The organism is Arthrobacter sp. PGP41 (assembly GCF_002953935.1).
In the GTDB taxonomy this organism is placed as follows: domain Bacteria; phylum Actinomycetota; class Actinomycetes; order Actinomycetales; family Micrococcaceae; genus Arthrobacter.
This window is the reverse complement of the sequence record NZ_CP026514.1, coordinates 1726881-1740170: the sequence shown is the minus strand read 5'-3', so window position 1 is coordinate 1740170 and position 13290 is coordinate 1726881. Positions and strand designations below refer to the sequence as shown.

Sequence of the window (13290 nt, the reverse complement as noted above, 5' to 3'; positions counted from 1 at the left end):
GGCAGCAGCCGGCGGCGTGTGGCCGGGCCGGACGCGAACCATTCTACCGCGGCCGTTTTGCGCGGCCCAGCGAGGTTTTGCGGCGCTCAGCCCAGGCGCCGGGCCATGCTCCCGACGGCGGACACCAGTTCCCGGAAGGCGGCTTCAGGCTGGTTCGCCGTCACCACCCTGGCATTGGGCGGAATGCCCCACAGTCCCCGGAAGTCCGCCACGGTGGTGCCCATCAGGAGCGGAGACCCGGTCTCGACGTCGACGGTGGCGGGCAGTGCCTGGAACTCCAGGGTGCCCGCGGCCACACCGGCGGCGAAGAAGTCGTGGACATGGGCCAGGTATCCCTGGTCATAGTGGCGGTGGAATTCGAAGTAGAACCGCAGGGCATCGGACAGGTGCCTGATGAGCACGTTGTCCGAGGTGCTGCGCTGTCCTTCGGGCTGGCCGGGCAGCACCAGCTCGGGAACTGTCGCGCCGGCCGCCTCGGCCAGCTGCTGGACGTGCGCCGGGTGCAGCTCGATCCGCTCAGTGGTGTCCAGCGAGCAGACGACCGGCAGTTTCTCCAGCGGCTGCCCGCGGAAGGCGGCATAGACTTCCTTGGCCGCGTGCGGATCCACGTGCGTGTTCCACTCCGCCGTGGGCGTGGTGTTGCCCTGGTGGTAGAAGCTGCCGCCCATGATCACCACCTTTGCCAGCAGCTCGGGCAGCCGGGGTTCCTGCCGCAGGGCCAGCGCGAAGTTGGTCAGGGGCGCTGTGATCAGGGCCGTGAGCTCCCCCGGCCGGTTGCGTGCGTGGTCAACCCACAGGTCGACGGCGTGGCGCGCCGACACAGCGCCGGCAGGTTCCGGCAGGACCGCGTACCCGATGCCCTGCGGGCCGTGCGTTTCCGGCGTGGTCAGCAGCGGTATGGCCAGCGGTCCGCGCGCGCCGACCGCCACTTCCACCCCGGGGCGTCCGCAGAGTTCCAGCAGTGCCAGCGTGTTGCGGGCCACCTGGTCCGCGTCCACGTTTCCGGGGGTTGCGGTGACGGAGACGAACTCCGTGTCCGGGAGGGCGGCAAGGTACGCGAGTGCCAGGGCGTCGTCGATGCCGGTGTCCACATCCAGCAGGAAGGCGGTCATGTCGTTTCCTAGAAGAGCGCCACCTTGGGCGCTGCGGGGAAAATATCGTCGAGCTCGGCAAGGTCCTTGTCAGAAGGAACCCAGTCCGCTGCTCCGGCGTTCTGGCGCACCTGCTCAGGCCGGGTGGCTCCGGCGATGACGCTGGCCACCGAGGGCTGGGCCGCCAGCCAGGAGAACGCAACCTGGATTTCGTTCAGGTCGCGGTCCCTGGCGAAGCTGCTGAACCTGTCCAGCTGGTCCCAGTCGGCGTCGTGGACGAGGTGCGTGCGGGTGTGGCTGAGCCTGGAGCCCTCCGGGGCGTGGCCGGGCGAGTACTTGCCGGTCAGCAGTCCGTTGGCGAGGGGGAAGTACGGCAGGACGCCCAGTCCGAACTCCTCGGCGGCCGGGGTCACCTCGAGTTCCGCCCGGCGGTCCAGGAGGTTGTAGTGGTTCTGGGTTGAAATGAAGCGGGCGCCGCCGAGTTCGCGGGCGACGTACTCGGCCTGGGCGATCTGCCAGCCGGCGCGGTTGGAGTGCCCGAGGTAGCGGACCTTGCCGCTGGTGACGAGTGTGTCGAGTGCGGACAGGGTTTCGTCAATCGGGGTCAGCGGATCCGGGGTGTGGAACTGGTAGAGGTCGATCCAGTCGGTGCCCAGCCGCCGCAGCGACGCCTCCACCGCTTGGATGATGTAGCGGCGCGAGCCTCGGGCGCCGAAGTCCGGCCCGCTCGCGCCTTTCATGTCCATGCCGAACTTGGTGGCAAGGACGACGTCGGGCCGCCGGCTGCCGAGGGCCCTGCCCAGCATCGTCTCGCTGAGGCCGGGTTCCCGGCCGTAGGTGTCTGCGACGTCGAACAGGGTGATTCCGGCGTCGAGTGCGGCGTGGACGACGGCGTCCGTGGCTTCCTGGGATTCGGTGACGGTGTTGGCGCGGCCAAGGTTGTTGCAGCCCAGGCCCACGGTGGAGACGGTCAGGCCGGATTTGCCGACGCGGCGGTACGCGGTCACGGGATGCTCCTAAAGGCTGAAGCCGGTGGCGGGTTTGGCTGAGTGCTTGAGCTTGAAGTGCTCGGGCTCGTTGTACGGGGCGGCCCCGATGCTCAGCTTGGTGAAGTCCAGGTCCTCGCCGCGGGTGCAGACCTTGATGGCGTTGACGGCCTTGTTCACGTCGGGGCAAAGGCAGAAGATGTTCAGCTTGTAATCCGTGAACCCGGAACGCTCCACGGTTCCCAGTCCACGCCAGGCGAGGTGGCTGATGAGGGCGTCCGTTGCCTTCTCTTCGAGGTAGCGGTCCCGGTCCGTGCCTTCCCTGGTTTTGAGTGCGAACTGGGCAACCACCCAGAACTGCTCCTCGTCGGGGATTTCGGCGTATCCGTCCTCGGCGCACTGGGCCGCGAAGGCGTCCAGGAGCCCCTCGGCTGCCTCCGCATCCGGCACGTCGGTTTCTTCCGTTTTGCTCTGGTGCCCCACCACGCCGTAGTTCATGACGAACTGGCTGTAGTCCCCGTCGTACCAGGCCTCCCGGAAGTGGAGGGTGCCCTCGTCGTCGCGCTTGTAGACCCTGACAATTCCGCTCATTTTCGTCCCTTTGTGAACCATGCGACGTCAGTGCCGTCGAACGGAGCGTGTTGCGCCTTGACGGCATGGTAAAGCTGGTCTGCGGCCTTTTGGATGTCCGCCACCAGCCGGTCCGGGTAATGCATGGAGATACTGTGCTCGGCGAACTCGTCCTGGTCGTCGATGAACACGCCGCGGTCTTCGGTGCGGATGACATCCAGGTCCATGTCGATCACATGGAACTCGGTGACGGCGGGCCGGATGACGGTCCACTCGTGGCCCACGGCCAGGTCCACGTACACCCGGACCCCGTTCGGGTGGGCGTCATCGTAGAACGTGGCAACCCAGTCGCCGGAGCGCGGAACCAGCAGCACGGCGTCGGATTTGGTGTAGAACGCCGCACCGGGCCTGGAGCAGAACTCATTGGTTCCCTGGAAGATCCACCACCCATGTTCGTCTTCGCCCAGGTAGCGCCCCGGCACTACCCAGTGCGCCTTGCCGTTCCATTTCCTGTTCCTGGCCACTACCAGCTGGCCAGGCTGCAGCCCGGCGGGAACCCGCGTGGTAGTGGTGTGCACGGGCCGCCCGGACTCCCCCGCTGCACCCGGGTACTTCAGTGCGTCTTCTTCCCTCACAGAATCGGAAGGCTGCCGGTGGTGGGGTGCTGTTGTCCGGGCAGGGGACGCGCAAACGGGACCTTGGTCCCGAGAACCTGCGCTACGACGTCGTGCGTGATCTGCTGGGCGGTCAGGCCCACGCGTTCGAGGATCTGTCCGCGGGTGCCGTGGTCCAGGAATTCGACCGGCAGGCCCACCTCGTTCAGGGCGGTGTCCACGCCTGCTGCGCGCATTTCCTGGCGGATCCGTGAACCGACGCCGCCGGCACGGACGCCGTCCTCGATGCAAATGACCAGGCGGTGGTGGGACGCCAGGGCAATGATGGAGCGCGGAACGGGCAGGACCCAGCGCGGGTCCACCACCGTGGAGCTGATGCCTTGCGCGCCAAGCCGGTTGGCCACATCCAGCGCGAGTTCGGACATGGCGCCCACACTGATGATCAGGACATCGTTCTCGGTTGAGCCGCTGGGCCTGCGGGCCAGCACGTCCACGCCGTCACGGAGCCGTTCCAGCGCTTCCACTTCGGCTCCAACGGAGCCTTTGGAGAAGCGGACCACCGTGGGTGCGTCGCTGACGGCTACAGCTTCGCGGAGTTCCTCGCGCAGCCTGGTGGCGTCGCGCGGCGCCGCCAGATGGAGGCCGGGAACGATCTGGACCATGGACATGTCCCACATGCCGTGGTGGCTGGCACCGTCCGGCCCGGTGACCCCGGCACGGTCCAGGACGATGGTGACGCCTGCCTTGTGCAGCGCCACGTCCATCAGGAGCTGGTCGAAGGCCCGGTTGAGGAAGGTGGCGTAGACGGCGACCACCGGATGCAGGCCGCCGAACGCCATTCCCGCAGCGGAGGTGAGGGCGTGCTGTTCGGCGATTCCGACGTCGATCACGCGGTCCGGGTGCCGGGCAGCGAACTTGTGCAGGCCCACGGGGATGAGCATGGCGCCGGTAATGCCCACGACGTCCTTCCGCTCATCCGCGATGGCGGCGATCTCATCGGCAAACACGGACGTCCAGGACTGGGCCCCGGCGGTTCCGGTGGGCTCGCCCGTTTCGGGGTCGATAATGCCGACGGCGTGGAACTGGTCAGCCTCATGGGCACGTGCAGGAGCGTAGCCGTGGCCCTTTTCGGTCATGGCGTGGACGATCACCGGGCCCGCGTAGTGCTTGGCCGTGGCGAGGGCGTGCTCCATCGCCTGGAGGTTGTGGCCGTCCACCGGGCCGATGTACTTCATGCCGAGGTCCTCGAACATCCCCTGCGGCGCCCACCAGTCCTTGATGCCCTTCTTCATGGCGTGCAGGCTCTTGTAGGTGAACTGGCCAACGGGCCCGCCGCTCTGCAGCTTCTTCTTCCACCAGTCCAGCGCCCGTTCGTAGGCGGGGGTGGCGCGGAAGGAGTCGATGGTGGGGCGCAGCGAGGCCAGGTAGTCGGCGAAGCCGCCCACGGTGGGAGCGTAGGACCTGCCGTTGTCATTGACCACAATGACAACGCGGCGCTTCTTGTCCGCGGCGATGTTGTTGATGGCTTCCCAGGCCATGCCGCCGGTGAGGGCACCGTCGCCTACGACGGCGACGACGTGCCGGTCGCCTTCGCCGGTCAGCTGCCGGGCGCGGGAGATGCCGTCGGCCCACGACAGTGAAGAGGAGGCGTGCGAACTCTCCACAATGTCATGTTCGGACTCCGCGCGGGACGGGTAGCCGGAGAGGCCGCCTTCCTGGCGAAGGGTGCTGAAGTCCTGGCGCCCGGTCAGGAGCTTGTGGACGTACGACTGGTGGCCGGTGTCAAAAACGATGCTGTCACGGGGCGAATCGAAGATGCGGTGCACGGCAAGTGTCAGCTCCACCACGCCGAGGTTTGGTCCGAGGTGGCCGCCGGTCTGGGAGACGTTCGTGATCAGGAACTCCCTGACCTCCGAAGCCAACTCTTTCAGCTGTTCTTCGGACAACTCGTTCAGGTCCTGCGGATTCCGGATGGTGTCCAAGATTCCCAATGACCCCTCCTTCGGGTGGTAGACGTGCCGTTTAACTCTAACGCCTCGGCCCGCAGGGCCTGGCTCACCCCAAAAGCCGAAGCCCCGGCTGGTCGGTGACCGGCCGGGGCTTCGGGAGGTGGTGCCTGCTCGCGGAACCCGCTAGTTGACGGAGATCTGCCGCAGCACGTACTGCAGGATGCCGCCGTTCCGGTAGTAGTCCGCTTCACCCGGAGTATCGATGCGCAGGATGGCGTCGAAGGACTTGGCGGTGCCGTCTTCAGCGGTGGCGGTGACCTTGAGGGTCTTGGGCGTGGTGCCCTCGTTCAGGGCGGTGACGCCCTCGACCGAGAACGTCTCCGTGCCGGAAAGGCCCAGGGTTGCAGCGGACTCGCCGGCCGGGAACTGCAGCGGCAGGACGCCCATGCCGATGAGGTTGGAGCGGTGGATGCGCTCGTAGCTCTCGGCGATGACGGCCTTGACGCCCAGCAGGGCGGTACCCTTTGCAGCCCAGTCGCGGGAGGAACCGGAACCGTATTCCTTGCCGGCCAGGATCACCAGCGGGGTGCCGGCTGCCTGGTAGTTCTGCGCGGCGTCGTAGACGTAGGCCTGCGGGCCGCCTTCCTGGGTGAAGTCGCGGGTGAAGCCACCTTCGACGCCGTCCAGGATCTGGTTCTTGATGCGGATGTTGGCGAACGTTCCGCGGATCATCACCTCGTGGTTGCCGCGGCGGGAACCGTAGGAGTTGAAATCCTTGCGCTCCACGCCGTTGGCCAGCAGGTACTGGCCGGCAGGGGTGTCGGACTTGAACGAACCGGCCGGGGAGATGTGGTCGGTGGTGACCGAATCGCCCAGCTTCAGGAGCACGCGGGCGCCCGTGATGTCCTTGACCGGCTCCGGCTGCGCCTGCATGCCCTCGAAGTACGGGGGCTTCCGGACGTAGGTGGAGTTCGGATCCCAGGCGAAGGTGTCGCCGGCGGGAGTGTCGAGCGCCTTCCAGCGGGCGTCGCCCTCGAAGACGCCTTCGTAGCCCCTCGCGAACATGTCCTTGTCGATCGAGGAGTCGATGACCTGCTGGACCTCGACCGGGTTGGGCCAGATGTCCCTGAGGAAGACGTCGTTCCCGGCCTGGTCCTTGCCCAGGGCGTCCGTTTCGAAGTCGAAGTCCATGGAACCGGCCAGGGCGTAGGCGATGACCAGCGGCGGGGAGGCCAGATAGTTCATCTTGACGTCCGGGTTGATGCGGCCTTCGAAGTTGCGGTTGCCCGAGAGGACAGCAGCAACGGCGAGGTCGTTGGCCTGGATGGCTTCCGAAACTTCAGCTTCCAGCGGGCCGGAGTTGCCGATGCAGGTGGCGCAGCCGTAGCCCACGATGTAGAAGCCGAGCTTCTCCAGGTAGGGGGTCAGGCCGGACTTCTCGTAGTAGTCGGTGACAACCTTCGAGCCGGGGGCTACGGAGGTCTTGACCCACGGCTTGGACGTCAGGCCCTTGTCCACGGCGTTGCGCGCCAGGACTGCGGCGGCCAGCATGACCGAGGGGTTGGACGTGTTGGTGCAGGAGGTGATGGAGGCGATGGTGACGGCACCGTGGTCCAGCTCGAACTCGCGGCCGTCAGCCGTCTTGACCGGCACAGGCTGGGAGATCCGGCCCGCCGCCCCGTGGCCTGCCGAGTACTTCGGGGGCTCCCGGTCGGTGTCGGAGATGTGCGTGGCACCGGCGGTGAAGGAAGGCGAATCGGAGGCCGGGAAGGACTCCTCCAGCGATTCGTCCAGGGTACCGGCGTTAGCATCGTGGGAAACGTAGTTCTTGAGGTCGTGGCGGAACTCGTCCTTGGCCTCGGTCAATTCGATGCGGTCCTGCGGGCGCTTGGGGCCTGCGATGGACGGAACAACCGTGGACAGGTCCAGTTCCAGGTACTCGGAGAACTTGATGTCGCGGGAAGCATCGTGCCAGAGCCCCTGCTCCTTCGCGTACGCCTCCACGAGGGCGACGTTCTGCTCCGAGCGGCCGGTGAGGCGCAGGTAGTCCAGGGTGACGTCGTCGATCGGGAACATGGCGGCCGTGGAACCGAACTCCGGGCTCATGTTGCCGATGGTGGCGCGGTTGGCCAGCGGCACAGCGGCCACGCCTTCGCCGTAGAACTCCACGAACTTGCCCACAACGCCGTGCTTGCGGAGCATCTCGGTGATGGTCAGCACCACGTCGGTTGCCGTAGCGCCCGCCGGGATGGAACCGCTCAGCTTGAAGCCCACAACACGCGGGATCAGCATGGAGACGGGCTGGCCCAGCATGGCGGCCTCGGCTTCGATGCCGCCAACGCCCCAGCCGAGCACGCCCAGGCCGTTGACCATGGTGGTGTGCGAGTCGGTGCCCACGCAGGTATCCGGGTACGCACGGAGCGCGCCGTCAACTTCACGGGTCATGACGGTGCGTGCCAGGTATTCGATGTTGACCTGGTGGACGATGCCGGTTCCCGGGGGAACCACCTTGAAGTCGTCGAACGCGGTCTGGCCCCAGCGCAGGAACTGGTAACGCTCCCCGTTGCGCTGGTATTCGATCTCCATGTTGCGCTCCAGTGCGCCGGAGTTGCCGAAAGCATCGATCTGGACCGAGTGGTCAATGACCATCTCGGCAGGCGCCAGGGGGTTCACCCGCTTGGGGTCGCCGCCCAGTTCCTTGACCGCTTCACGCATCGTCGCCAGGTCCACCACGCAGGGGACGCCGGTGAAGTCCTGCATGATCACGCGTGCAGGCGTGAACTGGATTTCTGTATCGGGCTGGGCATTGGGATCCCAGCCTGCCAAGGCGCGGACGTGATCGGCAGTGATGTTCGCGCCGTCCTCGGTCCTCAACAGGTTTTCAAGCAATACCTTGAGGCTGAACGGAAGGTTTTCTGCACCTTCAACGGAGTTCAACCGGAAAATTTCGTATTCGGTTCCGGCTACATTAAGTTTGCCTTTTGAACCGAAGCTGTCCACAGTGCTCATCGCAGGACTCCTCTCGCAACAGTTTCATCTTTGTCGCGCGGTTGACCGCCTGCTAGTTAGGAAGCCCTAATTAGTTTCGGGCCCGAAAATTGCACACGGCCGGCCGTGACTACGGAGCGCGACGTGGGACTACTACGGCCATCGTAGTCGAAAACCGCAGTGGCATCACGGAAGGGGCGCCAGCAGCGCCACCGTCTCCAGATGGTGGGTATGGGGATAGAGATCGAAGGCACGGAGGCCTGACAGCCCCCATCCCGCCTGGCGGAAGTACCCCACGTCCCGGGCGAACGACGCCGGATCACAGGACACGTAGGCAATGGCGCGGGGGCGGGCCTCAACAAGCTGGCTCACCACTGCCTTCCCTGCCCCCGCCCGGGGCGGGTCCAGGATCAGGGCGTCAAAACTCCGCGGTTTCTGGCGGAGCACGCGCTCCACCCTGCCTTGGACGATCTCCACCTGGGGCGCCCCGTGCAGGTTCTTCCGTGCATCCCGGCTGGTTCCGGCGGCACCTTCCACGGACAGGACGGACCCCGTCTCCCCCACCGCGTCAGCCAGGACTGCGGTGAAGAGGCCGGCTCCCGCGTAGAGGTCGGCAACAACCGCCCCGGGGTGGAGGAAGCCCCCGCCGCGGAGGAATTCTGTGACAGCCCCCACAAGGGCCCCGGGCGCGTCGCGGTGGATCTGCCAGAACCCTGCGCCGGTGACCCGGTAGTCGTGCCCGGCCGCTGATTCCTGCACCCACGTACGGCCGCGAAGCTGCTGCACGGCCTCAGTAGCGGGGTCGAAAGTGGCTACGGACACCTCGCCGGGCAGTTGGGCTGCGATGGCGCTAAGCCGTTTGGGCTTGGTTCCCGGTCCTGGCGCCAGCAGCACCAGGGGACGCGAGCCGTTGGCCGGTGCAGCCACTTCCACGCGCTCGATGCCCTGGAGGTCGACGTCCCAGAGGCGCAGGTTGTTGATTGCCTCCGAAGCGAGCGGCATCTCCCGGACCGGAACGATGTGCGTGGAGCGGTGCGCGTGCATGCCCAGCCTGCCGCCGGGGGTGACCGCAAAGCCCGCGCGCGTGCGCCACCCAAGGCCGTCCCCGCCGTCGGCCGTTCCGCCCACGGCTTCCACGCTCCCGGCCCCACCGGGCAGCTGCTCGACGCCGGCGAGCCGCTTGAGCTGTTCGGCAAGCACTTCCGCTTTGAGGCTGCGCTGGCGGGCGAGGGTGATGTGGCCGAACTCGGCTCCGCCCACCGGGGGGTGTCCGTGGCTCCAGGCCCGCGTTGAATCGGCCAGGCGCCAGAAGTGGTCCACGCGGTCCGGAGAGGCTTCAAGGACCTCGACGACGTCCGCCCGCCAGAATTTGGCCTTTTCCTCCGCATCCGTCAGCCGCACCCGCACCTTTTCCCCGGGAATGCCGTGCCGGACGAAAATCACCCGGCCCTCGTGCCTGGCAACGCAGTGGCCGCCGTGGGCCACCGGACCGACGTCGAGCACTACTTCCCTGCCTGCGTCTCCGGTCAGGGGCGGCCGTGTTTCTGTGTTTGCCATTATTGGACGTCCTGCAGGTTCTTCGCTTCTTCGGATGATTTCAACTGCCAGGGGACGCTCGCCACCATGACGCCGGGTTCAAAGTGCAGCCGGGTCTTGATTCGCAGGGCAGTCTGGTTGTGGACCAGCTGCTCCCACCACTTGCCTACAACGTATTCGGGGATGTAGACCACGATCAGGTCGCGCGGGGAATCCTTCCGCATGTGTTTGACGTACTCCATGATGGGTGTGACAGTCTCGCGGTACGGACTGGCCAGCACGGTCAGCGGCACCGGAATCTCCAGCTTTTCCCAGTCAGCCACGGTCTGCGCGGTTTCCTCGGCATCGATGTCCACTGTTACCGCATCAAGCCGGGAAGGCCGGGATGCCCTGGCATACGCCAGCGCCCGCAGCACGGGCTTGCGCACATGGGACACCAGCAGGACGGCGTGCACCCTGGTGGGAAGGGCACGCGGCGAAGAGTCCTCGTCCACTGCCAGTTCCCTGGCCACGTTGTCGTAGTGCGCCCTGATGCTCCACATGATGAGGAACAGGATGACCATGGCAAGCAGGGCAATCCAGGCGCCCTGCTCGAACTTGGTGACCAGCACGATGACCAGGACCGTGGCCGTCATGCCGAAGCCGATGCTGTTGATGACGCGGGACTTGGCCATCCGGCGCCGGACTGCCTTGTCCTTGGCCAGCTTGAGCTGCCGCCCCCAATGCCGGATCATCCCCAGCTGGCTGGCGGTGAACGAGATGAAGACACCCACGATGTAGAGCTGGATGAGCTTGGTGACGTCCGCGTCGAAGGCGATGATCAGCACCAGGGCGCCGGCGGCGAGGGCCAGGACGCCATTGCTGAACGCCAGCCTGTCACCCCTGGTGCGCAGCTGCCGCGGCAGGTAGCCGTCCTGGGCGAGGATGGAGCCCAGCACCGGAAAGCCGTTGAAAGCGGTGTTGGCGGCAAACACCAGGATCACGCCGGTGGCGGCCACCACGATGTAGAACGGTATGGATCCCGGACCGAAAATCGTCTGGGCGATCTGGCTGATGGCAGGGTTCTGGATGTACCCCTCCGGCAGCGGGTTGCCGTTGAGCAGGAACTCGGTTGCCGGGTCCAGGACGATGTGCACCTTGGTGGCATTGGCCAGGTAGATGATGCCTGCCAGCATGGTGGCGCCGATGACGCCCAGCAGCAACAGGGTGGTGGCGGCGTTCTTGCTCTTCGGCGGCCGGAAGTTGGGCACGCCGTTGCTGATGGCTTCGACGCCGGTCAGCGCCGCGGCGCCCGAGGAAAAGGCCCGCAGCAGCAGGAAGGCGCCGGCGAGGCCCACAAGGCCCTCGTCGAAACCAGGGGCGGGGACGATCGTGAAGGCAGCGGAGGGCGCCTGGCCCAGCTGTCCGGTTGCCGCCTGGAACAGTCCCACCGCCGTCATGCCGAGGATGGAGGCCATAAAGATGTAGGTGGGGACGGCGAAGAGGGTGCCGGCCTCTTTGATCCCGCGCAGGTTCACCAGAGCAAGGATGACGACGCCGGTGGCGGCAATGGCGGCCTGCTGGCCGTGCAGGGAAGGGACGGCGGTGGTGAGGTAGGCGGCCGCCGAGGATATGGACACCGCCACTGTCAGGACGTAGTCCACCAGCAGTGCCGACGCCACCGTGAGGCCTGCGTACCTCCCCAGGTTCTCGCCGGCGATCTCGTAGTCGCCGCCGCCGGAAGGATAGGCGTGGACGTTCTGCCGGTAGGAGGCCACCACCGTCAGCAGGACCACCATCACCGCCACGCCCACCCACGGCGAGAACGCCACCGCACTGACGCCCGCCAGCGCCAGCGTCAGCAGGATCTCGTCCGGCGCATAGGCTACGGAAGAGAGTGCGTCGGAGGCGAAGACCGGAAGTGCGATCCGTTTGGGAAGCAGCGTGTGGGCCAGGCGGTCATTTCGAAATGGCCTCCCCACCAGCACACGCTTGACGGCGTTCAATATTGTCAACACCCCACAAAGCTAGTCTGATTCCCGGACGATGTCATGACGGACCGGGCGACAACGGGAGCCCGCACGCTGGCGGTAGAGTTCTAGCAGCAGGAGCTTGACAGGAATACAGAGGAGAGACCGTGGCGCATTTCGTGATCATGGGATGTGGCCGGGTAGGGGCAACGCTGGCGCACACGCTGGAGGACGCCGGGCATTCCGTGGCCATCATCGACCAGGACGACCGCGCCTTCCGCAGGCTCCGGCAAGGATTCACCGGACGCAAAGTCACCGGCGTCGGCTTCGACCGGGACACCCTGAAACAGGCCGGCGTGGCTGAAGCGTACGCGTTCGCCGCCGTCTCCAGCGGCGACAACTCCAACATCCTTGCCACCCGGGTAGCCAGGGAAACGTTCCACGTCCCCCACGTCGTGGCCCGCATCTATGATCCCGGCCGTGCCGAGATCTACCAGCGCCTTGGGATTCCCACCGTTGCGGCCGTGCGCTGGAGCGCGGACCAGGTACTGCGGCGTATCCTGCCCGAACAGCACCTCGCAGGTGATTTCCGGGAGCCGTCCGGACGCCTGGTGCTCGCCGAGCTCGACCTCGACGCCAGCTGGATCGGGCAACGGGTGAGCACCATTGAGAAAGCCGCCGCTATCCGGGTGGCGTACCTGACCCGTTTTGGTGAGGGACTCCTGCCGGACGCCGCCACCGCCTACCAGGACGGCGATACCGTGCATGCGATGCTGCAGGTTGACCGCAGCGCCCAGGTAGCCCATATCCTCGCCAAAGCACCCGCCAAGGAGTATCAGTGAAAGTCGTGATTGTGGGTGCCGGCAGCGTCGGCTCGTCCATCGCCAGGGAACTGCTGGCGCACAAGCATGAGATCCTCCTGATCGACCTCAAACCGGAGGTCATTGGACGCAGCGGCCTCCGCGGCGCACACTGGCTGGTGGGCGACGCCTGTGAGCTGAGCACGCTGCAGGGGGCCAAAGTGGAAGACGCAGACGTGGTGGTGTCGGCCACCGGCGATGACAAGGTCAACCTGGTGGTTTCCCTGCTGGCCAAAACCGAATTCGGGGTGGGCCGCACCGTGGGGCGGGTGAACAACCCCAAGAACGACTGGATGTTCAACGATTCCTGGGGCGTTGACGTCGCCGTCAACACTCCGCAGCTCATGACCGCCCTCGTGGAGGAAGCCGTGGAGATCGGCGACCTGGTCCGGCTGCTCACCCTCCAGACCGGCGTTTCTTCCCTCGTGGAGTTCACCGTGCCGCACGACTCGCATGTGATCGGCCAGACGGTCGGCGACATCCGGTGGCCGGAGGATTCAACCCTGGTGGCCATCCTGCGTGATCATGCTCCCATCACGCCCAGCCGGGACGACGTGATCGACGGCGGCGACGAGTTGTTCTTCGTCACCACCATTGCAGCTGAGGACCACCTGCGCGCCCTGTTGGCGCCTGACGCCCTTGATACGGCCGGGGAGGCGGACGCTCCGCTGCCGGCCGGGGCCAGGGGCGCGCAGCAGGCGCCCGAGGACGACGGGTTCGAGGGCTAGGACGATCCGGCCGTCAGGG

At 66.3% G+C, this 13290-nt stretch carries 10 protein-coding genes; 2 read left to right on the top strand and 8 right to left on the bottom strand.

Annotation, left to right across the window (positions count from 1 at the left end; all coding sequences use genetic code 11):
• Positions 1 to 86 precede the first annotated feature (86 nt).
• The 8 genes from C3B78_RS07825 to C3B78_RS07790 all read right to left on the bottom strand — a co-directional run bounded on the left by C3B78_RS07825 (position 87) and on the right by C3B78_RS07790 (position 11731).
• Positions 87 to 1112: a nucleoside hydrolase gene (locus tag C3B78_RS07825; RefSeq protein ID WP_104997570.1), complete on the bottom strand. Its 1026-nt coding sequence runs from the start codon at positions 1110 to 1112 to the stop codon at positions 87 to 89.
• A gap of 8 nt (positions 1113 to 1120) precedes the next feature.
• Positions 1121 to 2098, bottom strand: a complete 978-nt coding sequence (locus tag C3B78_RS07820) for an aldo/keto reductase (protein ID WP_104997569.1) — start codon at positions 2096 to 2098, stop codon at positions 1121 to 1123.
• 9 nt (positions 2099 to 2107) lie between these two features.
• Positions 2108 to 2668 (bottom strand): hypothetical protein, encoded by a 561-nt coding sequence (locus tag C3B78_RS07815; protein ID WP_104997568.1) that lies wholly within the window; start codon positions 2666 to 2668, stop codon positions 2108 to 2110.
• Positions 2665 to 3282 (bottom strand): DUF402 domain-containing protein, encoded by a 618-nt coding sequence (locus C3B78_RS07810; protein WP_199775356.1) that lies wholly within the window; start codon positions 3280 to 3282, stop codon positions 2665 to 2667. Before C3B78_RS07810 ends, C3B78_RS07815 begins: the two co-directional genes overlap by 4 nt.
• On the bottom strand, positions 3279 to 5252 hold the full coding sequence (gene dxs / locus C3B78_RS07805; protein WP_104997567.1) for a 1-deoxy-D-xylulose-5-phosphate synthase: 1974 nt from the start codon (positions 5250 to 5252) through the stop codon (positions 3279 to 3281). The genes C3B78_RS07810 and dxs overlap by 4 nt, the downstream gene beginning before the upstream one ends.
• A 141-nt stretch (positions 5253 to 5393) precedes the next feature.
• Positions 5394 to 8219, bottom strand: a complete 2826-nt coding sequence (locus C3B78_RS07800; RefSeq protein WP_104997566.1) for an aconitate hydratase — start codon at positions 8217 to 8219, stop codon at positions 5394 to 5396.
• A 165-nt stretch (positions 8220 to 8384) separates the two neighbouring features.
• Positions 8385 to 9755, bottom strand: a complete 1371-nt coding sequence (locus C3B78_RS07795) for a class I SAM-dependent RNA methyltransferase (protein ID WP_104997565.1) — start codon at positions 9753 to 9755, stop codon at positions 8385 to 8387.
• Positions 9755 to 11731 (bottom strand): APC family permease, encoded by a 1977-nt coding sequence (locus C3B78_RS07790; RefSeq protein ID WP_104997564.1) that lies wholly within the window; start codon positions 11729 to 11731, stop codon positions 9755 to 9757. Before C3B78_RS07790 ends, C3B78_RS07795 begins: the two co-directional genes overlap by 1 nt.
• A 119-nt stretch (positions 11732 to 11850) precedes the next feature.
• Here C3B78_RS07790 and C3B78_RS07785 point away from each other — a divergent pair, with 119 nt between their 5' ends.
• Together C3B78_RS07785 and C3B78_RS07780 are read left to right on the top strand one after the other, a co-directional pair.
• Entirely contained in the window at positions 11851 to 12525 is a 675-nt protein-coding gene (locus C3B78_RS07785; protein ID WP_104997563.1) for a potassium channel family protein, read from the top strand.
• Positions 12522 to 13271: a potassium channel family protein gene (locus tag C3B78_RS07780; RefSeq protein ID WP_104997562.1), complete on the top strand. Its 750-nt coding sequence runs from the start codon at positions 12522 to 12524 to the stop codon at positions 13269 to 13271. The genes C3B78_RS07785 and C3B78_RS07780 overlap by 4 nt, the downstream gene beginning before the upstream one ends.
• Positions 13272 to 13290 lie beyond the last annotated feature (19 nt).

Excerpts from the sequence above, each read along its gene's own strand:
- C3B78_RS07825 (WP_104997570.1), bottom strand. The coding sequence starts at position 1,112 with ATGACCGCCTTCCTGCTGGATGTGGACACCGGCATCGACGACGCCCTG.
- C3B78_RS07815 (WP_104997568.1), bottom strand. The coding sequence starts at position 2,668 with ATGAGCGGAATTGTCAGGGTCTACAAGCGCGACGACGAGGGCACCCTC.
- C3B78_RS07795 (WP_104997565.1), bottom strand. The coding sequence starts at position 9,755 with ATGGCAAACACAGAAACACGGCCGCCCCTGACCGGAGACGCAGGCAGG.
- C3B78_RS07800 (WP_104997566.1), bottom strand. The coding sequence starts at position 8,219 with ATGAGCACTGTGGACAGCTTCGGTTCAAAAGGCAAACTTAATGTAGCC.